Source organism: Cobetia sp. PDI-12MA (genome assembly GCF_059507695.1).
The window spans coordinates 475,326-500,580 of sequence record NZ_CM183351.1 but is presented as its reverse complement, the minus strand read 5'-3'; the positions used below and the strand labels follow the sequence as shown (position 1 = coordinate 500,580).

Here is a 25,255-nt window from a genome sequence, read left to right as displayed (position 1 = left end):
TTTCCCCTGTCGCAGGCGCGAGTTCAGGCCGCGTCGGCGGCAAGTGTGGCGGATGACGTGCTGGACGATGTCGAGGGCGCGGCAGGCGACTGTCCCACCGCCGAGTCATCACCGCCGGCACTGCGTTCGGCCTCGAGCCGCTGACAGAGACTGGCGAGAATCGCCCCTGCGTCACCGATCACCGCAAGATCGGCACGCTTGACCATGTCACAGCCACCATCGGTGTTGATCGCCACCACCTTGTCGCAGCGCTGGATGCCCTGCAGATGCTGGATGGCCCCCGAGATGCCCACCGCGACATAGACCCGCGCCGTCACCCAGGTACCGGTGGCGCCGACCTGGCGGGCACGCGGCATGAAGCCGTCATCCACCGCCACCCGCGAGGCGCCTTCGGTAGCCCCCAGCAAGCTGGCGGCGCGGTGGAAGCCATCCCAATCGCGGATACCATTGCCCGCCGAGAGAATGAATTCCGCCTCGCCCAGCGCGATCGCGGAGGGATCGACGGCCACCGGGCCAAGATCTTCGATCACGTCTGGCACGGCGCGCACGGTACTGGCCGTCTCCCACTCGAGCGGCAGCGCGGCGTGGCGCACATCTTCCACCGGCTCGGCGCACTCCGCCTCGCACAGCACGATACGGGTCAGCGGGCGGGTCAGGTCCTGCTGACCATTGCCGCTGCGCCCGGTGACGTTCACCTCGGCAAGCTCACCACGCCCGATGGCGGCAAGCTCACCGTCGAGCTGATAGGCATTGCCGCTGGGCCGCGCCAGCGCATCGCCCTGGCACAGCAGACGCGCACCGAGACGTCGGCCGCGTTCACCACCGCCAGTGCGGGATTCCGGCAGCAACCACAGCCGTGGTGCCAGCTTGCCATCGATGGCCTCGAGCTCCGCCAGCTGGGCCAGCGGCGCATAGCCATCGTGAAGGGTATCGGCAAAGTGCAGCCAGCGATCGGCACCCGCCGCACCGAGCCCGGCGCTGTCGGCAGCGTCACCATCCTCACGCAAGGTACCGAAGGTGACGGCCAGTACCGCACCCTGATGGGCGGGGTCGGCATCGGCGATCTGACGCGCCAGCCCCAGCACATCGCGGTCATGACTCGAGAGTCGCCCGCCGGTCATGTCCGGCACCACCGCGATCAGGAAGGCGGGTGATGCGATCTCGACCAGCGGCAGCACGCGCGCCTTGGCCGTGACAGCGGGCTGGCCAGCACCCGCCGCGGCAGGCCCGGAGCGGCCACTGCGATCGATGCGTTTGCGGCCATTGGCGGCGATGAAGTGCCCGACATGCGGATCGCGACGCATCACACCCTTCGGGCCCATCCAGCGTTCCTGAGGGGCTGCCGCGCTACGGCCCAGCGCCTGCAGCGCGATGAGATGCTCAGGGTGCAGCCGATTGCGTGCCTGCTGCTCCAGGCGCGGGTCACGGCGTGGCAGCGGCTCGCGCTCGGATGCTTGTGGATGCCCTGATGGGTGTGGATGCTCGGTTGCTTTTGGATCGCCGGAAATCGTCATGCCGCCACCTCCGCGTCAGTAGGCTGCGTGGTCGACGTCGCCAAGCCTTGCGTGGACAAGTCCTGCGTGGACGCATCCGTTACCAGCGCCCGCGCCATCAGTTCCGCCAGATCCAGCACCTGGGGTTCGGCTTCCCCGGCCGGTGCCACCACGCCTTCCAGCATCGCGGTGCACTGCGGGCAGCCGACCGCCACTACCTCGGCGCCGGTCTCGCGCACATCGCCCATGCGCATGTCGGGGATACGCTGCTTGCCGGGGATGTCCGTCACCGGCGCGCCACCGCCGCCGCCGCAACAGCGCGAGCGGAAACCGGAGCGCTGCATCTCGCGCACTTCCAGTCCCAGCGCCGCCAGCAAGCTACGCGGTGCCTCGAATTCCCCGTTGTAGCGCCCCAGATAGCAGGGGTCATGCCAGGTGACCGAACCGAGCGTCGCCAGTCGGGTGGTATCGAGGCTCAGACGACCGGCCGCCAGCAGCTCGTTCATGTAGCTGGTGTGGTGGTTGACGAGGTAGTCGCCACCGAAGGCGGCATATTCGCGCCCCAGCACATGGAAGCTGTGCGGATCGCAGGTGATGATGCGCGCGAAGCGATACTTCGACAGGGTGGCGATATTGCGGGTGGCCAGCGACTGGAAGGTCGCCTCATCCCCCAGACGACGCGCCACGTCGCCACTGTCACGCTCTTCCGCACCGAGGATGGCGAAATCGACCCTGGCGGCGCGCAGCACCTGCACGAAGGCGCGCAGCGTGCGCTGGTTGCGCATGTCGAAGGCGCCATCGCCCAGCCACAGCAGCGCTTCCACCGGACGCGGATCACGCGCTGCCTCGCGGGCGGCCTGCAGCTCGGCGATGCGTGGCAGGTCGAGGTCCGCCGCCCAATGCAGTCGCGCCTCGAGCGCGAAGCCGCCCGGATTGTCGGTGGCGATCAGGTTGTCGAGCACCTCGACGCCCTTGCCCGGTGTCGCGCCCTGCTCCAGCGTCATGTGACGGCGCATGTCGACGATGGCATCGACGTGCTCGATCATCATCGGGCATTCCTCGACGCAGGCGCGACAGGTGGTGCAGGCCCACAGGGTTTCCGGCTCGACCAGTACCTTGAATTCGTGGATCAGCTTGTCGCCATCTGTCGCTTCACCCGCAGCGCTCGGTGCCGCCTTGATCTGGATCGGTCCAGAGGCAACGGTCTGGCTATCAGAGTCAACGGCCTGAGCTGCCGGGCGAGCATGCGGAGAAGCCCCGACGATGGCCTGCTGCGGGCCGCCGCCATGCTGGCCGGGCGCGCGCCCGGGCTCATCGCCCGGATAGGGTGAACCGGCATAGGCGGCATCACTGCCCCCCGCCATGCCCACCACCATGTCCTGGATCAGCTTCTTGGGATTGAGCGGCTGACCGGCCGCGAACGCCGGGCACACCGCTTCACAGCGCCCGCACTGCACGCAGGCATCGAAGCCCAGCAGCTGACGCCAATTGAAGTCGGCAGGCTTGCCGACGCCCAGCGGTGCTTCGGGGTTGGTCAGGTCCAGCGGCAGCAATGCGCTGTCGCGGATGCCGGCACTGTCACGAGTGCTGAAACGTTCCGGACGTCGATGGAAGGCCAGATGCAGCGCGCCGGCGAAGGCATGCTTCATCGGCCCGGTGATGCGCGAGCCGCCGCCGGTCATGCCGACAATCATCTCGAGCAGCCCCCAGGCGATGCCCGCCACCAGCACCAACCCGAGAATACCGCCGGAGATCATGCCGCCGACGCCTTCCGGCAGCACCAGTGACAGACTCATCACGAACAGGCTGGCGGAGAACACCAGCAGGCTCCTGGGCAGACGCATCCACGGACCACGCGACAGGCGCGCCGGCGGATCGAGACGACGACGACGCACGAACAGCGCGCCACCGAACATCGCGCCACTGGCCAGCAGCAGCAAGACGCCCAGCCAGGCGGAGTCGATGCCGAAGCCGTAGACCACCACCATCAGCAGCGCCGCGGCCACGAAGCCACCGCCGGTGGCGACGTGGGTGTTGGCCATGTAGCGGTCCCGCGCGACCACGTGGTGCAGGTCCACCCCGTAACGGCGCGGTACCTTGGCAAGGCTCGCGATCAGCTCTCCCATGCTCATGGACGTGGCGTCCGCCCGCCCCTGGCGCCAAAGGCCGATGCGCTTGACTGCACCGATGGCGGCCAGCGCCAGCGCGGCGAAGATCAATACCGACAACACTGTTTCGTTCATAGCCAAACCTCCCACCTATGTGTCAGGCGCGATCAGAAATCCTTGCACAGGCGCAGGGCGTCATAGATGGCGGCGTGGGTGTTGCGCGGTGCGTTGCAGTCACCAAGGCGGAACAGCAGGTAATCATCCCCGTCGGTGGCCTGACTCAGGCACGGCTGCGGCTTGATGGCGTAGAGCGACTCGACGTCGATCTGGCCCTTGTTGAGCGAGCCGTCCTTTAAGGCGTAGTAGAGCGCCTCATCCGGGCGTACGCCGTTCTCGACCACGATCTGATCGACGACGCGCTCTTCCAGCGTGCCGGTGTACTCGTTCTCGAGCACCGCCACCAGGCCTTCGCCTTCGCGGTAGACCTCATGCAGCACCATGTCGGAGGTCATCACGACTTCCTTGGCATACAGGCTGCGGTAATAGGTCGGGAAGGTGGTGCCACCGACCGCCGCGCCGGGCTTGATGTCATCGGTGACGATCTCGACCCGGGCGCCCTTGTCGGCCAGATAGTCGGCCACCGAGACCCCGGAGAACTCGCAGATGCTGTCGTAGATCAGCACGTTGCTGCCCGGTGCGACGCGCCCGTCCAGCACGTCCCAGGAAGAGACGATCAGGCTCCTGGCCGGGTCTTCGTCGTAGCCCCAGGATTCGAACTGCTCCATGAACGGACGGCCACCCACCGCGAGGATCACCACGTCAGCGCGCAGGTCACGGATGGTGGCCTCATCAGCCCGCGTGCCCAGGCGCAGGTCGACCTTCAGGCGCGCCAGTTCCAGCTGATACCAGCGCGTGATGCCGGCGATCTGATCGCGCTGCGGCGCCTTGGCGGCGATGGTGATCTGGCCGCCAAGCTCGTCACGGGCCTCGAACAGCGTCACGTCGTGGCCGCGCTCGGCGCACACGCGGGCTGCCTCCATGCCGGCCGGACCACCGCCGACGATGACGACCTTGCGCACCGGACCGCTGGTCTTCTCGATCTGATGCGGCAGCCCCATGTATTCGCGCGAGGTGGCGGCATTCTGGATGCACAGCACGTCGAGGCCCTGATACTGACGGTCGATGCAGTAGTTGGCACCGACGCACTGCTTGATCTGGTCGAGCTGGCCCATCTTGATCTTGGCGATGATGTGCGGGTCGGCGATGTGGGCGCGGGTCATGCCGACCATGTCGACATAGCCGCCTTCCAGGATGCGCTCGGCCTGGTTGGGGTCCTTGATGTTCTGGGCGTGGATCACCGGAATCGAGACGACTTCCTTGATGCCGGAGGCCAGATGCAGGAAGGGCTCCGGGGGGTATGACATGTTGGGAATGACGTTGGCGAGGCTGTTGTGGGTATCACAGCCGGAGCCGATCACGCCGAAGAAGTCGAGCAGGCCGGTGGCGTCGTAATAGGCCGCGATCTGCTTCATGTCGTCATGCGACAGGCCATCAGGATGGAATTCATCGCCACAGATGCGCATGCCGACCACGAAGTCGTCGCCGACCTCGGCGCGCACCGCCTTGAGCACCTCGAGACCGAACTTCATGCGGCCCTCGAAGCTGCCGCCCCATTCGTCGGTGCGCTTGTTGACGCGCGGGCTCCAGAACTGGTCGATCAGATGCTGGTGCACGGCGGACAGCTCGACGCCGTCCAGGCCGCCTTCCTTGGCACGCCGCGCCGCCTGGGCGAAATCGGCGATGATACGCTGGATCTCTTCCACCTCGATGGTCTTGCAGGTGGAGCGGTGCACCGGCTCGCGGATGCCGGACGGCGACATCAGCGAGGTCCAGTCGAAGCCGTCCCAGCGCGAGCGACGGCCCATGTGGGTAATCTGGATCATGATCTTGCCGCCATGCTTGTGCACGGCATCGGCCAGATTCTGGAAATGCGGAATGATGCGGTCGGTCGACAGATTGACGGAGCTCCACCAGCCCTGCGGGCTGTCGATGGAGACCACCGAGGAGCCACCACAGATGCACAGGCCACACCCGCCCTTGGCCTTCTCTTCGTAGTAGCGCACGTAGCGCTCGGTGGTCATGCCGCCATCGGTGGCATACACCTCGGCGTGGGCGGTACTGACGACGCGGTTGCGGATGGTCAGCTTGCCGATCTCGATCGGCTGGAAGAGTGCGTCGAATGCCATGGTGAGAGCTCCTCGCCGGGGAGAGCGCCGCCTCGTCACGCTGGCCTGGCCTGCCCGCCGCCACGAGTCGTGGCTGATGGCGGCGGGGTTGGCGTCAGGCGTCTTGCATGTCAAGAGAGTCGGCGCTCAGGCGTTGCGTTGTCGTTGTTGTGGGTGATGAGTGTCGTGACAGAGAGATGATCGAGCGGCCAGCGTGTGCTGTTGCCTATTGCCTGGGCCGGATCTGGGCCCGAACCATGGAATAGAGAGTGGCGGATCCGAAAACGTCACACTGTTCCGGGAGCGACCTCGAAATACCCCACGTCACAGCCTTCCTCACCGCCGCTCTGGGTCTGGACGGCGACGGTGCGCAGCTCGCTGCCACGCGCGGCCAGAATCTGGTCCATCGCGCCGGCGAACCAGCCGGTGAACATGTACTCGAGCTTGGTGCCGGTCTTGCCCTGCTGATAGACGAAGCAGGAGTGTTCCAGACGCACCTTGCAGGTACCGCGCTCCAGATCGATCTCCTCGGTGATGAACAGGCCCCAGCCGCGCTGCGACAGACGCTTCATGTAGTGCTCGAAGACTTCCACGCCGACCAGGCCATGCAGCTCGGCTTCCTTCTCACACCAGTGCCAGGCGCTCTTGTAGCCGGCGTGATAGAGAATCTCGGCGTATTTCTCCACGCCCAGCGCCTCTTCCACCGCGACATGGTTGTTGATGAAGAAATGACGCGGCACGTACAGCATCGGCAGCGCATCGGACGTCCAGACGCCGGTCTCGCTATCCACTTCGATCGGCAGTTCAGGGGCCAGCTTGCTCATGTCGGTGTCCTCCAAAGGGGGGGCTGAAAGGGCAATGCAAAAGAGATCAGGAAAGTGCGATCAAGAAAGGGCGAACCAGAAAAGGCCTGGGCAGACAGACTCAGCCGCCCCAGACGTTTTCCAGCGTGCGCAACCAGTTCTCGCCCATGATCTTGCGCACCTGATGCTCGCTCATGCCGCGACGCAGCAGCGCCTCGGTCAGATTGGGGAACTCGCCGATGGTACGGATGCCTTCCGGATTGACGATCTTGCCGAAGTTGGTGAGACGACGGGCGTAGCCCTTGTCGTGGGTCAGCCACTCGAAGAAGTCCTGACCGTGGCCCTGGGTGAAGTCGGTACCGATGCCGATGGCATCCTCGCCGACCAGGTTCATCACGTATTCGATGGCCTCGACGTAGTCATCGACGGTGGCGTTGACGCCGGCCTTGAGGAAGGGAGTGAACATGGTGACGCCGACGAAGCCGCCGTGTTCGGCGATGAAGCGCAGCTCGGCATCGGACTTGTTGCGCGGGTGGTCCTTGAGACCGGCCGGCGCGCAGTGGGAATAGCAGACAGGCACCTTCGATTCGAGGATGACTTCCTCGGAGGTCTTCGAGCCGACGTGGGAGAGATCACACATCACGCCGACGCGGTTCATCTCGGCGACCATCTCGCGGCCGAAGCCGGACAGGCCGCCATCGCGCTCGTAGCAGCCGGTGCCGACCAGATTCTGGGTGTTGTAGCACATCTGCACGATGCCCACGCCGAGCTGCTTGAAGACATCGACATAGCCGATCTGGTCTTCATAGGCGTTGGCATTCTGGAAGCCGTAGATGATGCCGGTCTTGCCGGCGGCCTTGGCGGCGCGGATGTCGGCGGCCGTGCGCGCCACGCAGACCAGGTCACTGCTCTCGGCGATCAGCTGGTTGCTCTTGACGATGTTGTTGACGGTCGCCTGGAAGCCTTCCCACACCGAGACAGTGCAGTTGGCCGCGGTCAGACCGCCCTTGCGCATGTCCTCGAACAGCTCGCGCTGCCACTTGGCGATCACCAGACCATCGATGACGATGCTGTCATCGTGCAGGGCGCGGGCCGCATCGGACCCACCGAAGGAGGAGGAGAATTCAGACATCATGTCGCTCCGGCGCTGGGCAGGCGGCTCTGGAAGTCAGGTCACTGCCCGTACCCGGCGGACAGGGTCTGCCGGAACACGATCTCCAGCAGGCTGTGCCAGCATAGTCCTGCCCTCTTCCCCCTCTGACGCCAGATGCGACGCGTGGCTACCGAATCGCGTCAGGACTGTCGTTTCTGAAACGACGACGCCCCGACTCGAGAGAGCCGGGGCGTCGTGGGACAGCCGATGGTGTAGCGTCAAGCCGGTCAGTGCGCGGGAGACAGCTCCTTCAGCGAAGGCAGCAGATCCCAGCTCAACCAGCCACGCGGCTGTTCCAGCCGCTTGAGATAGCCCATGCCGAGATTGTTCATCTGGCGCCGCGTCCAGCTGGCACGCCGCTGGATATAGGCCGAGGGCTTGCCGGCATTGAAGCGGATCGGGTTGGGCAGTACCGCCGCCAGCAGGCTGGCCTGATAGGCAGACAGGTTGGCGGCATCGGTATTGAAGTGATGCTCGGCCGCGGCCTCGACACCGAACACCCCCGGCCCCCACTCGGCGACGTTCAGGTAGACCTCGAGAATGCGCTCCTTGGGCCAGATCACCTCGATCAGGATGGTGAACCAGACCTCCAGCCCCTTGCGCACCCAGCTGCGCCCGTTCCACAGAAAGACATTCTTGGCGGTCTGCTGGCTGATGGTACTGGCGCCGCGCAGGCGTTCACCGGCCAGCCGTGCATCGATGGCCTTGACGATCTGGTCGACATCGAAGCCGTAGTGATCGGGAAATTTCTGGTCTTCCGAGGCGATCACCGCCAGACGGGCATTGTTGGAAATCTGCTCCATCGGCACCCAGTCATGCTGCAGCGCCATCGGATCGCCGGTGATCAGGCCATGGCCCCACTTCTCCAGCATCACCATCGACACCGGCAGCGGCACGAAGCGCAGCAACACCACCAGGCCGACACAGGCCACCATCCAGCAGGCAACGACCTTGAATGCCCACACCGCCAGCCAGCGCAGACGCTCCATCGGGCGCATGCCGGCACGCGGCGCCGGGCGGCGTGTCGCCCCGCGCCGCACACCCGCCACACGCTCCGTGTCTTCCTGCCTGCGTTGCTGTCCTCGTGCCATCCCTTGCTGTCCCCTGTCGTGCTTGTCGTGGCGCGTCAATCCTGCCGCCGAGCCATTGTTTTGTCAGCTACTGCTGCATAGCGCCTTCGAGTGTACCAGAGCGTGCCGGTGGCTCCGGTGAAAACGACAACGCCCCTGCCACAGAGGCAGAGGCGCTGGACGTTGCGGGAAGCTGGCCAGTCGGCAGGTGTCAGCCCTGCAGACGCACGCTGGCGTAGGTCGGCTCACCGCGCGCATTGGCCAGTGCCAGAATCGCCGAGGAAACGGGGGACTCGCTGGCCGGTTGCAGGGGCGCATTGCCGACCATGCTCTGGCCGATCGACTGGTGCAGCAGCCCTTCCAGGCTGGCGACACCGGTCAGCTGGTGATCGCCATCGGCGCGACATGGTACCTCGAGCACGCTGACACTGCGCTCGCCACCGATGCGCTCGTCACGTGGCGGTATGCCGAAGTACTCGCGGTAGCACTTGGAGAAGTGCGGCGTGGAGACGAAGCCACAGGCCGAGGCCACCTCGATGATCGACAGCGCCGTCTGCTTGAGTAGCTGACGTGCGCGGGTCAGGCGCAGCTTGAGGTAGTAGCGTGACGGCGAGCAGTGCAGATAGCGCTGGAACAGCCGCTCCAGCTGACGGCGCGAGACATCGACATAGTGCGCCAGCTCGTCCAGGCCGATGGGCTCTTCCAGATTGGCCTCCATCAGCGCGACGATTTCCAGCAGCTTCGGCTGGGTGGTGCCCAGCACATGCTTGAGCGGCACGCGCTGCTGGTCCTGCTCGCCACGCACGCGATCGCAGATGAACATCTCGGAGATGCCCGCCGCCAGCTCACGGCCATGCTCGCGACCGATCATGGTCAGCATCATGTCCATCGGCGCAGTACCGCCGGAGGCCGTGGCGCGGTCCTGATCGATGGAAAACAGTCGTGTGGTCAGCGGTACGCGCGGGAAGGCTTCCTGCATCGCGGCCAGACACTCCCAGTGGATGCTGGTCTCATGGCCTTCGAGCAACCCCGCCTGGGCCAGCGCCCAGCTGCCGGTACAGACGGCACCCAGCTTGCGACCGGCACGTGCCTGCGCCTGCAGCCAGCTGACATGCGGGCGATGCACGGAGCGCTGGATGCCGACGCCGCCGCACACGATGACGATATCCAGTGGCGGGCACGCCTCGGCGGAGGTATCGGGCGTGACCTGCAGGCCATCGCTGGCACGCACGGGGGTGCCTTCAAGCGTCACGGTATACCAGCGGTACAGCTCGCGTCCGGCCAGCTGATTGGCCATGCGCAACGGTTCCACTGCCGAGGCCAGCGAGATGAGCGTGAAGCTGTCGAGCAGCAGGAAGCCGATGGTCTGCGGCTGACGCGTTTCGCCGGCCATACCTGCAGCGGATGAGTGAGCTTCGTACGGGCGGGCGAAACGGCCACTGGTCAATGCCATGAGAGAAGTCCTTCTTCATATCTGCTTGAGTGGCAGACCGGGGCCTCGTGGTGCCCTCTCCCGTAGCCTGATGAGGCTGGCGGGGGTCCGCAGTATTATCGTTATTGGGTCTCAGCAGGGAGCGAACCTTGAGGGGCCGGCTCCAGCAGCGACGACATCGGCGATCGGCCCCATCAGGGGGAGGCCAACAAGCGACCTCTGCAATTCCGATAGCGTCAGGGATGTCGTGATTCACTGCCTGGACGTCGTGCGTTGTCCACGTCTCGACAGTAAACCATCGCGCCTGCCTGGCGCAGTGACTTTATCGCCGCTGTGCAGCAAATCATCGTTGCCATACGACACAGAATAACGCCTGAGTTGGCTGCCACCGACGCAGCATAAGCAAACATCACCAGAACAGGCTTTCATGCCTTGAGGTTCTGAAAGACCCCGCTTCTCATGACGAAAAAACGACAGTCCCGCTATCCATCAATCGATAGCGGGACTGTCGTTTCTATCTTTCACGCAGTATCTCTGCTCGGCGAGCGATCACCTGCGATTGGCACCTTCACACCTCAGAACAGGTGTTTCGCGTGCCTTTTCATTTCTACCAGCTACCACACTCACACCTCAAAGCAGGTGTTTCGCGTGCCTTTTCATTTCTACTGGCTACCACACTCACACCTCAAAAAAGGTGTTTCGCGTGGTAGGTCAAATGCTCATCGATGAAACTGGCCATGAAGAAGTAGCTATGGTCGTAGCCGGGCTGACGACGCAGGACAAGCGGGTGATCCAGCTCGGCGCAGACTGCCTCCAGACGCTCCGGCTTGAGCTGCTCCTCGAGGAACTGATCACTCTCGCCCTGCTCGACGAACAGCTCCTGACGCGCGGCGCCGTTCTCGCCAGCCTGCTTGACCAGCTCACAGGCGTCCCACTGCGCCCACTGGGCGCGGTCATCGCCGAGATAGCCGCTGAAGGCTTTCTCGCCCCACGGGCAGGACATCGGATTGACGATCGGCGCGAAGGCCGAGACCGAACGATAGCGGCCCGGATTCTTCAGCGCGCAGATCAGGGCGCCATGGCCGCCCATGGAGTGACCGGAGATGGACTCGCGCTCGCCGTCCACCGGGAAGTGACGCTTGACGAGCGCCGGCAGCTCCTCGGTGACGTAGTCATACATGCGGTAATGACGCGCCCACGGCTCGCGGGTGGCATTGAGATAGAAGCCTGCGCCACTGCCGAAGTCGTAGCTGTCGTCTTCGCCGTCCAGATTGACGCCGCGCGGACTGGTGTCCGGGCAGATCAGGGCGATGCCCAGTTCCGCCGCCTTCTTCTGCGCGCCGGCCTTCTGCATGAAGTTCTCGTCGGTGCAGGTCAGCCCCGACAGCCACCACAGCATCGGCACCGGGCCCTGTTCGGCCTGTGGCGGCAGATAGATGGCGAACACCATGTCGCAATCCAGGCTGCCGCTGCGGTGACGGTAACGCTTGAGCCAGCCGCCATGCACCTTGTTGGCGCTGACCAGCTCGAGTTGTTCGGTCGCGGTCATCATGCTCTCCCTTGTGATATCGCCCATGAAAACGGCGTCGGCAAGCCGACGCCGTTTCGCGCGCCTGGCATCACCGGGCAACACGCTTTTTCGTGTTGCCCGGCGGCAGCTCAGCCCTGGATCAGAAGCTCAGCACGGTACGGATCGACTTGCCTTCGTGCAGCAGATCGAAGGATTCGTTGATCTTCTCGAACGGCATCTGGTGAGTGATGAAGTCGTCCAGATTGATCGCGCCGTCCATGTAACGTTCGACGTAGCCCGGCAGTTCGGTACGACCCTTGACGCCACCGAAGGCGGAGCCTTTCCAGACGCGCCCGGTCACCAGCTGGAACGGACGGGTGGAGATCTCTTCACCGGCGCCGGCGACGCCGATGATGATGGATTCACCCCAGCCCTTGTGCGCGCACTCAAGAGCCGCACGCATGACATTGACGTTGCCGATGCACTCGAAGGAGTAGTCGACGCCGCCGTCGGTCATGTCGACGATGGCTTCCTGGACCGGCACGGACAGCTTGCTCGGGTTGACGAAGTCGGTGGCGCCGAACTTGCGGGCCAGGTCGAACTTGTCCTCATTGATGTCGATGGCGATGATGCGCGACGCCTTGGCCATCACCGCACCCTGGATGGCGGCCAGACCGATGGCACCGAGGCCGAAGATGGCGACGGTAGCCCCCGGCTCGACCTTGGCGGTGTTCATCACCGCGCCGATACCGGTGGTGACGCCACAGCCCAGCAGGCAGATCTTGTCCAGCGGGGCCTCCTTGGACACCTTGGCCAGCGAGACTTCCGGCACCACGGTGTACTCGGAGAAGGTGGAGGTACCCATGTAGTGGTGCAGCATCTTGCCATCGAGGGAGAAGCGCGAGGTGCCGTCCGGCATCAGGCCGCGGCCCTGGGTGGCACGCACGGCGCTGCACAGGTTGGTCTTGCCGGAGAGGCAGAACTTGCACTTGCCACATTCCGCGGTGTAGAGCGGAATGACGTGGTCGCCCGGCACCAGGCCAGTCACGCCTTCGCCCACTTCCTCGACGATACCGGCGCCTTCGTGGCCCAGCACGGACGGGAACAGGCCTTCCGGGTCTGCGCCGGACAGCGTGTACGCATCGGTGTGACAGACGGCGGTATTGACGATACGTACCAGCACCTCACCGGCCTTCGGCCCTTCGACATCGATCTCGACCAGTTCCAGCGGCTTGCCGGCTTCCAGCGCAATCGCAGCACGTGATTTCATGAATCTCTCCTAGTGAGCATCAATAGCGGTAAACTGGCTGCCAATCTCATGCCCCCTGGCGTGGTAACGGTCACCACGGAGGCCACCCTGAAAGGTAGCAGCACCTGACATGACGCAGGGATGAGTAGCCCGAGGGGCTACCCACGCGACAGGCACTGGGCCCGACCTGGCGGTTCATCCTTGCGGGCTTGGCATGTGGCACAGTCTACGCAGTCATGCGGGTGGGATTAAGCCGTCGACACTCAGATGATTATTGCCACTCAACAACAATGAAAGAGGAGCCAGCATGCAGCGCTGGGACCGTATCGAAGCCTTCGTGGAAGTCGTCAGAATCGGCTCATTTTCCGGTGCCGCCCGTCATCTCGGGGTGTCCAGCTCACATGTCAGCCGTCTGATCAGTCAGCTGGAAGCCCAGCTCGATACCCAATTGCTTTATCGCACCACCCGTCAGACGCGTCTCACCGATGCCGGACAGGTGTATTTCGAGCACTGCCATCACCTCTTCGATGGCTTCCGCGCCGCCGAACAGGCCATCGGTGATTTCCACGCTCGCCCCAGCGGCGTGCTCAAGCTGACCAGCGCCACCACCTTCGGTGAGCGCTATGTCGCGCCGCTGGTCAACGACTTCCAGCTACTGCACCCGCAACTGGAAGTGCAGATGCACTTCACCAACCGTCCGGTGGAACTGATCGACGAGGGCTTCGACGTCGCCATCCGCATGGGCGTACTCAAGGACTCCTCGCTGATCGCAAGGCGACTGGTGGACCGCCGCGAATTCGTCGTCGCCTCGCATGACTACTTCCAGCAGGCGCCGCGCCCGCACACGCTGGCCGAGCTCTCCAGCCACCGCTGTCTGGCCGGTTCCAAGCGCGAGTGGCTGTTCGAGGTCGAGGGTCAGCGGCGCGAGGTGCGCATCACCGGCAGCTGGCAGGCCAACTCCGGCCCGGCGCTGTTGGACGCCACGCTCAAGGGCCTTGGCCTTGCCCAGATTCCCGACTATTACGTCGCGCCCCACCTGGCCAGCGGCAAGCTGATCTCGGTGCTGGACGAGTACCAGGTGCGCGATACCGGGGTATGGATCGTCTACCCCCGCCACCGCCATCTCTCACCCAAGGTGCGCCAGTTCGTCGACTTCATGGTCGAACGCTTCGAAGATGGCATCCCCAGCCTTGGCGAATGACGCGCCGCTGCGGATGAGCTGCCAAATTGATGAGCGGACAAGTTGATGAGCGGATGAGTCGATGGGCGGATGAATGGAGAAGCCGACGAATGACAGACGGGCTGCCGATCGGCAGCCCGTCTGTCGTTGCACTCACCATGTTCATCAGCGGCCTGGCCGCCAATGGCGTCAGGCGCGCTGCGCCCCGCTGCCCGGTACTGCCTCGGGCAGATGCACCGGCGGTGCCTTGACCAGCAGCTTGCTGGCCACGAAGTAGACCAGCGCCCCGAGCAGCGAGCCGGTGAACCAGCCGTAGTCGTAGAACCAGGAAAGCCCGGGTTGCGAGAAGCTGATCACCGTCAGTCCCACCGGCACGAAGAAGGCGATGAAGCCCGCCGGATTGAAGGCCGGATAGGTGCTGCCATCCAGATAGAGTGCCGGTAGATCGAAGGACTGACGACGGATCACGAAGTAGTCGACGATCATGATCCCCGCGATCGGCCCCAGCAGACTCGAATAGCCCAGCAGCCAGTTGGAATAGAGGCTCTCGAGACTGACGTCCGAGACGATCCAGCCCATCTTCTTGATCAGCTCGAAGCCCATCAGCAGCACCCCGACCAGCCCGGTCAGCAATACGCCGCGCGTCTGGTTGATCAACTTCGGTGCGATGTTCTGGAAGTCATTGGTCGGCGAGACGATGTTGGCCGCGGTATTGGTGGAGAGGGTCGCGATGATGATCAGCACCATGGCGATGGCGACCCAGCCGGGGCTGTCGATGCGCCCGATCAGGTTGACCGGATCGGAGATGGTCTCGCCCACCAGCGAGCTGGAAGCGGCCGTCAGCACAACGCCGAGCGCCGCGAAGAAGAACATCGTCAGCGGCAGGCCGATGATCTGACCGACGATCTGGTCCTTCTGGCTCTTCGCGTAACGGCTGAAGTCAGGAATGTTCAGCGACAGCGTCGCCCAGAAGCCGACCATCGCGGTCAGACCCGCCATGAAGTAGCTGGCCACGCCATCGCCCTCGGGACGATTCGGCGGCTGGGCCAGCAGCTCGCTGATCGAGGTATGCGGCAGCGCCCACACCATCAGGCCGACACCCACCGCCAGCAGCAAGGGCGCGGAGAGCGTCTCCAGCCATTTGATGGATTCCGCGCCGCGAATCACCACGAACAGGTTGAGCGCCCAGAACACGAAGAAGCCGATGACCTCGCCTACCCCGCCCAGCGCCTTCCAGTCGGCCGAGAGGCTCGACAGCAGCAGGTGGATCGCCAGCCCGCCGAACATCGTCTGGATACCGAACCACCCACAGGCCACCACCGCGCGAATCATGCATGGCACGTTGGAGCCGATGATGCCGAAGGAGGAACGCAGCACCACCGGGAAGGGGACCCCGAAGCGCGTGCCGGGGAAGGCGTTGAGGGTCAGCGGAATCAGCACCACCAGGTTGGCGACCAGAATCGTGAACAGCGCCTCGCCGACGCTCAGGCCGAAGTAGGCGGTCAGGACGCCACCCAGGGTGTAGGTCGGTACGCAGATCGACATGCCGACCCACAGTGCTGCGATATTCCAGCGCGACCAGGTGCGTTCGGCACTCTTGGTCGGCGCGATATCCTCGTTGTAACGCGGGCTGCGGGCGACATCCTGTGCCACCACCAGCTCGATCATTTCCTCATTGCTGCGCACCATGTGCGAGCGCGTCTGTGTCGGGGCCATGAGTCCTCACCTGTTCAGCTGTTGTTATTGTTGAGGGTGATGCACTGCGCTTGCCTTGTGTCACTTGTCGTTTCTTGCCTTTCTCGTCTTCTCTTTCCTGACTCCTCCTCGCTCCTCCCCGTTCGGCATACTTCACCAGGCACACTTCATTCGGCACTGCATACAGAAGATTCTGATGCAGAAAGTTCTATGGCAGGTCGTGTAGAAATACCTTGCGTAGTTCATGTGCAAAACCCTGTGGCAAACCACATGCCGCCGGTCGGATTATTGCCGACAAATCAAACCTGTCTCGCAAGACAACTTGATATTCAATGGGGCGTATTTTCCCGCATTACGCCTGACAGGTGGCGACAAGCCGTGTTCGCGCCAACTGTCAGTATGGTCAGGTTCCAAGCTGGTGCAAGGCGGTCTTGCGCAATGCCCCTGCAAACGATCACAAGCCACTGTTGTGCATCGAGTTTTCCCTTGAAACTCGCGTGAACCACGCTGATTCTCCAGGCACCACGATGGTGAAATAGGGTCTTTTTCGGGATAAAAACTCTTTGATAACAACAAGATGAATCCACAAGACTTTATTTGACACTTCATCTTGCCGAACGCAGGAACACTGTCTAATGTTCATTAAGCTAACTGGTGAGACAGGATTTAAATCGGGCCTTTCCTGACCCACGACACCTGCCATCGGCATCCAGATTAGCCAGGCAGGCAGCGTTTTTTTCCTGGGGCCATTTCGCGCTATCCCTGCTCACCCGCTCAGCCCACCAGCACTCATTGAAGACAACAACAACCGGCGCCAGGCGCCCGATGAGGAAGACATGTCGAACGATTCCCGCATCTCCTATACCGAAGATGCCGGCAAGCTGCGCTGCGCCGTCATCCAGATGGGACTCAACGTCTCCACCGACCTCGAGCCCGCGCAGATCCGCGATGCCATGAACGAGGCCCACCTGCCGCTGATCGACCAGGCCGGTGAGGCAGGCGTCAAGATCCTGTGCTTCCAGGAAGTCTTCAATCAGCCCTATTTCTGCCCGAGCCAGGATGCCAAGTGGTATGCCGCCGCCGAGCGCGTGCCCGACGGCCCCACCGTCACCCTGATGCAGCAGTACGCGAAGAAGCATCAGATGGTGATCATCGTGCCCATCTACGAGGAAGTGCAGCCGGGGGTGTACTACAACACCGCCGCCGTCATCGATGCCGACGGCAGCTATCTGGGCAAGTATCACAAGACCCACATCCCGCAGGTGGCGGGCTTCTGGGAGAAATTCTTCTTCAAGCCGGGCAAGTCCGACTGGCCGGTCTTCGACACCGCCTACGGGCGCATCGGCGTCTACATCTGCTACGACCGCCACTTCCCGGAAGGCTGGCGCGCACTGGCGCTCAACGGCGCCGAGATCATCTTCAATCCCTCCGCTACCGTCGCGGGCCTCTCCCAATATCTGTGGGAGCTGGAGCAGCCCGCCTCCGCCGCCGCCAATGGCTGCTACATCGCCGCCATCAACCGTGTCGGCCATGAACAGCCCTGGGATATCGGCGAGTTCTACGGCTCCTCCTACTTCGTGAATCCACGCGGCCAGATCGAAGCCCAGGCCAGCGCCACCGAGGATGAGCTGCTGATCCACGACCTCGACATGTCGATGGTGCGCGAGGTGCGCAACAACTGGCAGTTCTTCCGCGACCGTCGCCCGGACGCCTATACCCGTCTCACCGATGGCGAGTGACGGACTGACGACCCGTACGACAACAACAAGACGACCCGCACGACGACAACAAGACGACCTGACACTCAATGCCGGACAAGGCCGCGCGATGCGGCCGGGAGAGATTCATGGCAATCCTGATCAAGGGCGGCAGCATCCAGACCCACGAAGAGCGCTACACCGCCGATGTGCTGTGTGACGGCGAGACCATCACCGCCATCGGCACCGACCTGGACGTGCCGGACGACTGCGAGGTGATCGACGCCAGCGGCTGTCTGGTGATGCCCGGCGGCATCGACCCGCACACCCACATGCAGCTGCCCTTCATGGGCACCGTGGCCAGCGAAGACTTCCAGACCGGCACCGCCGCGGCGCTGGCCGGTGGCACCACCATGATCATCGATTTCGTGATCCCCTCCCCGCAGCAACCGCTGATGGAGGCCTATCACACCTGGCGCGAATGGGCCGAGAAGTCCTGCTGCGACTACAGCTTCCACGTGGCGGTCACCTGGTGGGACGAGAGCGTCAGCCAGGACATGCAGACGCTGGTTTCCGACTACGGCGTCAACAGCTTCAAGCACTTCATGGCCTACAAGAACGCCATCATGGCGCCGGACGACACCCTCGTCTCGAGCTTCGCGCGCTGTCTGGAGCTGGGCGCGATTCCCACCGTGCATGCCGAGAACGGCGAACTGGTCTACCACCTGCAGCAGAAGCTGCTGGCCGACGGCATCACCGGGCCGGAGGCGCATCCGCTGTCACGCCCGCCGCAGGTCGAGGGCGAGGCCGCCAGCCGTGCCATCCGCATCGCCGGCACCCTGGGCACGCCGGTGTATCTGGTCCACGTCTCCACCGCCGATGCGCTGGAGGAGATCCGCTACGCCCGCGAGCACGGTCAGCCGGTCTACGGCGAGGTGCTGGCAGGCCATCTGCTGATCGATGAAGAGGTCTATCAGAACAAGAGCTGGGAATTCGCGGCCGGCCACGTGATGAGCCCGCCGTTCCGCTCGCTGGAGCACCGCCAGGCACTGTGGGGTGGCATCCAGTCCGGAGACCTGCAGACCACCGCTACCGACCACTGCTGCTTCTGCGCCGAGCAGAAGGAGATGGGCAAGGACGACTTCTCGAAGATTCCCAACGGCACCGCCGGGGTCGAGGATCGCATGGCGATGCTGTGGCACGAGGGCGTCAACACCGGACGCTTCTCCGCCGAGGACTTCGTCGGCCTGACCTCCACCAATGCGGCAAAGATCTTCAATCTCTATCCGCGCAAGGGCGCGATCCGCGTCGGCAGCGACGCCGACATCGTGGTCTGGGACCCCAACGCCGAGCGCACCATCTCGGCCAGGACCCACCACCAGAACATCGACTTCAACATCTTCGAAGGCCGCACCGTCAAGGGTATCCCGCGCCACACCATCAGCCGCGGCGACTGGGCATGGCGCGATGGCGAACTGCATGCCAAGCGCGGCCACGGCCAGTACGTCGAACGCCCGCCCTACCCCAGTGTCTTCGACCAGCTCAAGGCCCGCGCCGAGAGCAATGTCGTCAGCGCCGTGGATCGCAGCTGACGGCAGACGAACGACTCGAACAAGACAAGACCGACACGACTGGACGACACGACTGAACGACACGACTGACCGACGGCCTGGCGGCGCACCTGACGCGCTGCCGGTCCCTTGGCACTGCAAACCAGGCCGCTGCTAGCGCATGACGATCTGACTCGCCTGCAAGACCAACAACAACGATCCCGCGCCTGAGCGCGGGCAGGAGCCACACCGTGACCACACCCTCCACACCTTCCCACTGGGCCCCGAGCGGGCTCGCGGAAGAGGCGCTGAGTGCGCGCTTCACTGATCTGCATCCGGCGCTCACCAAGCGCCAGGCCTTCATCGAGAGCTCTCGCTGTCTGTATTGCTTTGACGCGCCCTGCATCAAGGCCTGTCCGACCAGCATCGATATCCCGACCTTCATTCGCCGTATCCACGACGACAATCTCGAAGGCGCCGCCAGCGAGATTCTCGATGCCAACATCCTCGGTGGCAGCTGCGCCCGCGTCTGCCCCACCGAGATCCTCTGTGAGCAGTCCTGCGTGCGCAATCAGGGCGATGAGTGCCAGCCGGTGCTGATCGGCCTGCTGCAGCGCCATGCACTGGACAACGCCCAGTTCGAGGCCCATCCGTTCACGCGTGGCGCCAGCACCGGCCGGCGTATCGCGGTGGTCGGCGCCGGGCCAGCAGGGCTTTCCTGCGCCCATCGCCTGGCGCGTTTCGGCCACGACGTGGTGATCTTCGAGGCCGAGGAAAAGGCTGGCGGCCTCAACGAATACGGCATCGCCCGCTACAAGCTGACCGATGACTTCGCCGCCCGCGAAGTCGAATTCCTGCTCGAGATCGGCGGCATCGAGATCCGCCATGGTCAGCGCCTCGGCGACAACCTGACACTGGCCTCTCTGACACGCGAATTCGACAGCGTCTTCCTGGGCCTCGGCCTTGGCACCAGCCATGCCCTCGGCCTGACCGGCGAGGATGCCAGCGGACTGATGGCAGCCACCGAATTCATCAAGGTGCTGCGTCAGAGTGGCGAACTGAACGCCCTGGCGGTGCCCAGACACGCGGTAGTGATCGGCGCCGGCAACACCGCCATCGACATCGCCGTGCAGGCCAAACGCCTGGGCGCGCAGACGGTGGATCTGGTCTACCGGCGTGGCGAGGAGCAGATGTCCGCTACCCATCACGAGCAGGAAATCGCGCGCGCCAATGGCGTGATGATCCACACCTGGGCGCGCCCGCTGGCGATCGATGTGGCAGACGATAGTGATAGAAGCGAAGAAGGTGATGACGCCGCGCTCAGCGCGATGCAGTTCGCGCGCACGCAGGTCGAGGATGGCCGCCTCGTCGATACCGGCGAGACCTTCACGCTGGCCTGCGATGGGGTCTTCACCGCCATCGGTCAGGGCTTCGATGACGCGAGCCTGAGCGATGCCCATGCCGCAGGGCTGGCCCGCGAGGGAGCGAAGATAGAGGTGGACGAGATGCTGCGCACCAGTCTGCCGGGCGTCTATGCCGGCGGTGACTGCATCGCCCACGGGCAGGATCTCACCGTTCAAGCCGTCGCCCACGGCAAGCTGGCCGCCGAGGCCATCCATCACGATCTGATGCTCAAGGTGGAGGCCGCCTGATGACCATTCATACCCCGCTCAACGATGACAATGCACGTCCGGCAGGCGCTGGCGCGGCTGACGATCACGTCGCCAGCTACAAGGCCGATCTGTCGATCAACTTCGCCGGCATTCGCGCGCCCAATCCCTTCTGGCTGGCCAGCGCCCCGCCCACCGACAAGGCCTACAACGTGGTACGCGCCTTCGAGGCCGGCTGGGGCGGCGTGGTCTGGAAGACGCTGGGGGAAGACCCGGCGGCGGTGAACGTTTCGTCACGCTACTCGGCGCACTATGGCCCGAATGGCGAGGTCAGCGGCTTCAACAACATCGAGCTGATCACCGACCGCTCGCTGGAGATCAACCTGCGTGAGATCACCCAGGTCAAGAAGGACTGGCCGGACCGCGCGCTGATCGTCTCGCTGATGGTGCCGTGCGAGGAAGAGGCCTGGAAGACCATCCTGCCGCAGGTCGAGGCCACCGGCTGTGACGGCATCGAACTCAATTTCGGCTGCCCGCATGGCATGCCGGAACGCGGCATGGGCGCCGCAGTGGGCCAGGTACCGGAGTATGTCGAGCAGGTCACGCGCTGGTGCAAGACCTACAGCTCGCTGCCGGTGATCGTCAAACTGACCCCCAACATCACCGACGTGCGCGAACCGGCCAAGGCAGCCTGGCGTGGCGGTGCCGATGCCGTCTCGCTGATCAACACCATCAACTCCATCACCCATCTGGATCTCGACCGCATGGTCGCGCATCCCATCGTCGGTGACCGCAGCACCCACGGCGGCTATTGCGGCAGCGCCGTGAAGCCCATCGCGCTGAACATGGTGGCCGAGATCGCACGCACGCCGGAAACCGCCAACCTGCCGATCTCCGGCATCGGCGGCATCTCCAACTGGGAGGATGCCGCAGAATTCATTGCCCTCGGCGCGGGCAGCGTGCAGGTGTGCACGGCGGCGATGCTGCACGGCTTCCGCATCGTCGAGGAGATGAAGGACGGCCTGGGGCGCTGGATGGACAGCAAGGGCTATCAGCGCATCGATGAGTTCTCGCGCGCGGCGGTGCCCAACACCACCGACTGGAAGCAGCTGGACATGAACTATCAGGTGATCGCCCGCATCGACCAGGACAAGTGCATCGGCTGCGGACGCTGCTACATCGCCTGCGAGGACACCTCGCACCAGGCCATCATGCATCTGGCCAAGGACAACGGCACCGCCCGCTATGAGGTGAAGGACGCCGACTGCGTGGGCTGCAACCTGTGCGAGATCACCTGCCCGGTCGAGGACTGCATCACCATGGAAGTGCAGGACACCGGCAAGCCGTACATGAACTGGATGGAGGACCCGCGCAATCCGCATCGCGCGGCCTGATCGCCTGGTGCTCCTCTTATCCCGGGGAACAGCCAGCAATGGATGAGAATGAAAAAGGGGCTGCCAGCAATGGCAGCCCCTTTTTATTGGCTTCATGATCCAGCAATAGTGACTTTTATTAGCTCAAGGATAACAAGCCCATGAAATCACCATCTGACTCAAGCTGACAATCCGACGCCCTTCAGCAGCACCCGCGTCACGTTCTGCACTGCCTGCTCGAATTCCCGATCACTCAGCGCCCTGCCCTGATTGAGCACCGTGATCTGGTGGTCGAAGTCGGCGTAGTGCTGGGTGCTGGCCCAGATCATGTACAGGTAGGCGGAGGCGTCGACGTTGTCGATGCGGCCCTCGCCGATCCACTGACGCAGACGTGACTTCTTCATCTCGGCCCACTCGTCGAGCCACACCGTCAGCTCCTCGCCCAGCACCGGCGCGCCCTGCATAATCTCGCTGGCCCACACCTTGGAGCCATAGGGGCGCTGACGCGAGTGCATCATCTTGGCGCGAATGTAGGTGGAGAGCACCAGCTGCGGGTCGTCGTAGGCCTCGAAGCACAGCGCATCTTCCTTCCACAGCGCCAGCAGGCCATCGAGCACCGCGCGATACAGCGCTTCCTTGGTGCTGAAGTAGTAATGCAGATTGGACTTGGGCAGCTCTACCTCGGCGGCAATATCGACCATGCTGGCACCGACATAGCCCTTGAGAGCGAAGATCTTTTCGGCGGCGAGCAGAATGCGCTCGACATTATCCTTGCGAATCTGAGACTTGCGAGTGGTCATGCGATCCCCTGACGCGGTGCTGGCAGTGCGATGAGAATATCACAACCGCACTGCCAACATGCCTGAGCCGTCAGGTTCCCCGCCTGCCATCCGGCAAGGGAGATGGCGACTCTGCAAGTGCTGTCCAGTCCCGCGCCAGCGCGGATCGGCAAGCACCGCGCCCGCGACGTCATTCGAAGACCGCACCATCGATGAAACCATCCGCCGGCATCGGCACCTGGCCCGCCTCACCGCTCAGCCACCAGGGGGACGGGTGCGTGCCTTCGCTGCGCTCATCCACCACCGGCACCACCATGCCCAGCTTGCGGGCCGCCGTGCGGTAGAGGTCCGGCCGGACGCACCGCGCCAGCGTCGCCTCGAGATCCTCGTCACTGAAGCCCTGCAGATGGCCCCAGCGCTGCATCTGGGCGATGTACCAGCGTGTGTGGGAACGCCACGGGAAGTTGGCCGCGTAGCGATGGAAGATGGTCCAGCCGGGATTTTGCTGCTGAAACTCCTCCACCGACTGCTCGACATCCACGTCTTCCAGTCCGCGCGTCACCACGCTCATCGGCACCTCCGGCATGCCCTCATCATGCAGCCACTCGGCCGCCCTGGCCCGATTGCCGGGGCGGTCCAGCCAGGCGCAGGCCTTGAGCAGCGCGCGAATCAGCGCCTGATGCGCCAGCGGATGCTGCTCCGCCCAGTCCTCGCGCACGCCCAGCACCTTTTCCTGCCCGAAGCGCCAGATATCATGACTGCCCGCCACCACCTGCCCCATGCCCTGCGCCGCCGCCAGGCTGTTCCAGGGCTCACCGACACAGAAGCCATCCAGCGCACCGCTGGCCAGTTGCGCGGCCATCAGCGGCGGTGCCACGGCGCGCATCTCGACGTCGCGGTCCGGGTTGATGCCACCGGCCGCCAGCCAGTAGCGCAAAAGATACCGGTGCGAAGAGAACGGGTGCACGCTGGCCAGCTTGAGCAGCGGCTCGCCGCGCTGCTTGCGCTCGCGCACATGCGCCGCCAGCGCCTTCGCGACCTGCAACGGGCTGGCGAGGTCGTGGCCATCCTCACCGAGGGTGGCCAACAGAGCGCGCGACAGGGTGATGGAGTTGCCGCCCAGATTCAGTGTCATGGCACTGATCACCGGCGTGGCGCGACCATCCAGGCCCAGGGTCGAGGTCAGCGGCATCAGCGCCAGCATCTGCGCGCCCTGCAGCACGCCGGTCTGCAGGTCATCACGCAACGCCGCCCACGAGGGTTGCCACTTGAGTGTCACCGCCAGCCCCTCCTCGCGGAAAAGCCCCAACTGCTCAGCGACCACGAAGGGAGCGGCATCATTGAGTGGCATCAGGCCCAGCGTCAGCTGATGGCCATTCAGGGGTACATCTGTGGGCATCACGCACACCTCTTGAACGATCGAGAGAGAAGGACAGTACGGCGACCGGCTCAGCGCCGACGCGCGGCCTTGAGCAGCTCATCGGCCAGCTCATGCAGGGCCAGGCGCCGGTTCATGGCGGTCTTGCGCAGGTATTGATAGGCGGCATCTTCACTGAGCCCGCGCGTCTCCATCACCACGGCCTTGGCGCGATCGACACTGCGCCGCTGCACCAATGTGGTCTGGGTACGGTTGAGCTCACCCTTGAGTGCACGGTGCGCCTCGAAGCTGGTGATGGCGACCTCGACCATGCTGCGCACCATCGCTGGCATGACGTGGTCCACCACATAGGCCGAGACACCGGCGCCGGCCGCCTCACGCACGAGGTCTGGCGCATCTTCACTGGCCAGCATGATCATCGGCTTGGGATAGCGTCGCCCCAGCTGGCCGAGATGCTCCAGGGTGTCGCGGCTGGGCAGGTCGGCGTCGATGATCACCGCATCGGGCTGATGCTGCTCGACCAGCGCGTGCAGGTCCTCGTGCTCGTCAACGCGCAGCGCCACCTCGAAGCCGGCGCTCAATAGCGCCTGCTCCAGCGCGGCGGAGCGCTCACTGCGGACATCGACGATCAGCACGGTCACGGGCATGTCAGGTTTCCTTGAGTCGGGCATGAATCTTGCGCTACACCCAAGCAGGATCCGTGCCGCAATCTGGTGCAACCTTGCGGCCAAAGGCCTTCAGAGCGGCCGAGCCGAAAGCGCCGCTGCACTGCAATGAGGCACGCGCCTTGCCGACCCTCCCAGCGACATTGGCGTGCGCCAGTCTGGTACCCCGCGCCTTGCTGACGCACCGCCAGCGCGCATCGAGCGCGCATCCAGCCCGGGTCACCGTCTGCGCGTGCCACCCTACTGTCCTTGCCAAGCCATTGATCTTCTGGGACTTGTCCCGCC

18 protein-coding genes are annotated in these 25,255 nt (G+C 64.2%); 5 read left to right on the top strand and 13 right to left on the bottom strand.

Features of this window, described 5'->3' with window-relative positions:
* Positions 1-23 precede the first annotated feature (23 nt).
* The 9 genes from AC5WNI_RS02260 to AC5WNI_RS02220 all read right to left on the bottom strand — a co-directional run bounded on the left by AC5WNI_RS02260 (position 24) and on the right by AC5WNI_RS02220 (position 13,064).
* Positions 24-1,514, bottom strand: coding sequence for an electron transfer flavoprotein subunit alpha/FixB family protein (locus AC5WNI_RS02260; RefSeq protein WP_495928595.1), 1,491 nt, complete (start codon positions 1,512-1,514; stop codon positions 24-26).
* Complete coding sequence (locus AC5WNI_RS02255; protein ID WP_495928594.1) at positions 1,511-3,736, bottom strand: (Fe-S)-binding protein; 2,226 nt, start codon at positions 3,734-3,736, stop codon at positions 1,511-1,513. Before AC5WNI_RS02255 ends, AC5WNI_RS02260 begins: the two co-directional genes overlap by 4 nt.
* 32 nt (positions 3,737-3,768) lie before the next feature.
* Entirely contained in the window at positions 3,769-5,847 is a 2,079-nt protein-coding gene (gene dgcA, locus AC5WNI_RS02250) for a dimethylglycine demethylation protein DgcA (RefSeq protein WP_495928593.1), read from the bottom strand.
* 266 nt (positions 5,848-6,113) lie between these two features.
* On the bottom strand, positions 6,114-6,650 hold the full coding sequence (locus AC5WNI_RS02245) for a DUF5943 domain-containing protein (protein WP_285460487.1): 537 nt from the start codon (positions 6,648-6,650) through the stop codon (positions 6,114-6,116).
* A 100-nt stretch (positions 6,651-6,750) separates the two neighbouring features.
* On the bottom strand, positions 6,751-7,761 hold the full coding sequence (locus tag AC5WNI_RS02240; RefSeq protein ID WP_052384560.1) for a dipeptidase: 1,011 nt from the start codon (positions 7,759-7,761) through the stop codon (positions 6,751-6,753).
* A gap of 248 nt (positions 7,762-8,009) precedes the next feature.
* Complete coding sequence (gene mtgA / locus AC5WNI_RS02235; RefSeq protein ID WP_495929150.1) at positions 8,010-8,771, bottom strand: monofunctional biosynthetic peptidoglycan transglycosylase; 762 nt, start codon at positions 8,769-8,771, stop codon at positions 8,010-8,012.
* A 292-nt stretch (positions 8,772-9,063) separates the two neighbouring features.
* Positions 9,064-10,245: a choline metabolism transcriptional regulator GbdR gene (gbdR, locus tag AC5WNI_RS02230; protein ID WP_285460610.1), complete on the bottom strand. Its 1,182-nt coding sequence runs from the start codon at positions 10,243-10,245 to the stop codon at positions 9,064-9,066.
* 724 nt (positions 10,246-10,969) lie between these two features.
* Positions 10,970-11,833, bottom strand: a complete 864-nt coding sequence (gene fghA, locus AC5WNI_RS02225; RefSeq protein ID WP_495929148.1) for an S-formylglutathione hydrolase — start codon at positions 11,831-11,833, stop codon at positions 10,970-10,972.
* 121 nt (positions 11,834-11,954) lie between these two features.
* Positions 11,955-13,064, bottom strand: a complete 1,110-nt coding sequence (locus AC5WNI_RS02220; protein ID WP_285460489.1) for an S-(hydroxymethyl)glutathione dehydrogenase/class III alcohol dehydrogenase — start codon at positions 13,062-13,064, stop codon at positions 11,955-11,957.
* A gap of 286 nt (positions 13,065-13,350) precedes the next feature.
* On the opposite strand from AC5WNI_RS02220, the gene AC5WNI_RS02215 reads away from it, so the two are divergent.
* Entirely contained in the window at positions 13,351-14,244 is an 894-nt protein-coding gene (locus AC5WNI_RS02215; RefSeq protein ID WP_253063055.1) for a LysR family transcriptional regulator, read from the top strand.
* A 168-nt stretch (positions 14,245-14,412) separates the two neighbouring features.
* On the opposite strand, the gene AC5WNI_RS02210 is transcribed toward AC5WNI_RS02215, so the two are convergent.
* The gene (locus tag AC5WNI_RS02210; RefSeq protein ID WP_439329790.1) at positions 14,413-15,939 is read right to left on the bottom strand and encodes an NCS1 family nucleobase:cation symporter-1; all 1,527 of its coding nucleotides are present in this window, start codon (positions 15,937-15,939) and stop codon (positions 14,413-14,415) included.
* 815 nt (positions 15,940-16,754) lie between these two features.
* Here AC5WNI_RS02210 and AC5WNI_RS02205 point away from each other — a divergent pair.
* The 4 genes from AC5WNI_RS02205 to preA all read left to right on the top strand — a co-directional run bounded on the left by AC5WNI_RS02205 (position 16,755) and on the right by preA (position 22,169).
* On the top strand, positions 16,755-17,657 hold the full coding sequence (locus tag AC5WNI_RS02205; protein ID WP_279839266.1) for a nitrilase-related carbon-nitrogen hydrolase: 903 nt from the start codon (positions 16,755-16,757) through the stop codon (positions 17,655-17,657).
* A 107-nt stretch (positions 17,658-17,764) separates the two neighbouring features.
* Positions 17,765-19,207, top strand: coding sequence for a dihydropyrimidinase (gene hydA / locus AC5WNI_RS02200; protein ID WP_368448108.1), 1,443 nt, complete (start codon positions 17,765-17,767; stop codon positions 19,205-19,207).
* Between the two features lie 209 nt (positions 19,208-19,416).
* Entirely contained in the window at positions 19,417-20,817 is a 1,401-nt protein-coding gene (locus AC5WNI_RS02195; protein ID WP_495928592.1) for an NAD(P)-dependent oxidoreductase, read from the top strand.
* Complete coding sequence (preA, locus tag AC5WNI_RS02190; protein ID WP_368448104.1) at positions 20,817-22,169, top strand: NAD-dependent dihydropyrimidine dehydrogenase subunit PreA; 1,353 nt, start codon at positions 20,817-20,819, stop codon at positions 22,167-22,169. The genes AC5WNI_RS02195 and preA overlap by 1 nt, the downstream gene beginning before the upstream one ends.
* 158 nt (positions 22,170-22,327) lie before the next feature.
* Here the strand turns inward: preA and AC5WNI_RS02185 are convergent, their stop codons facing one another.
* The 3 genes from AC5WNI_RS02185 to AC5WNI_RS02175 form a co-directional block, all read right to left on the bottom strand.
* Positions 22,328-22,948 carry a TetR family transcriptional regulator C-terminal domain-containing protein gene (locus AC5WNI_RS02185; RefSeq protein WP_495928591.1) on the bottom strand — a complete coding sequence of 207 codons (621 nt, stop codon included), beginning with the start codon at positions 22,946-22,948 and terminating at the stop codon, positions 22,328-22,330.
* 169 nt (positions 22,949-23,117) lie between these two features.
* Positions 23,118-24,326, bottom strand: a complete 1,209-nt coding sequence (locus tag AC5WNI_RS02180) for a CmpA/NrtA family ABC transporter substrate-binding protein (RefSeq protein WP_495928590.1) — start codon at positions 24,324-24,326, stop codon at positions 23,118-23,120.
* 50 nt (positions 24,327-24,376) lie between these two features.
* Positions 24,377-24,952 (bottom strand): ANTAR domain-containing response regulator, encoded by a 576-nt coding sequence (locus AC5WNI_RS02175; protein WP_054555320.1) that lies wholly within the window; start codon positions 24,950-24,952, stop codon positions 24,377-24,379.
* Positions 24,953-25,255 lie beyond the last annotated feature (303 nt).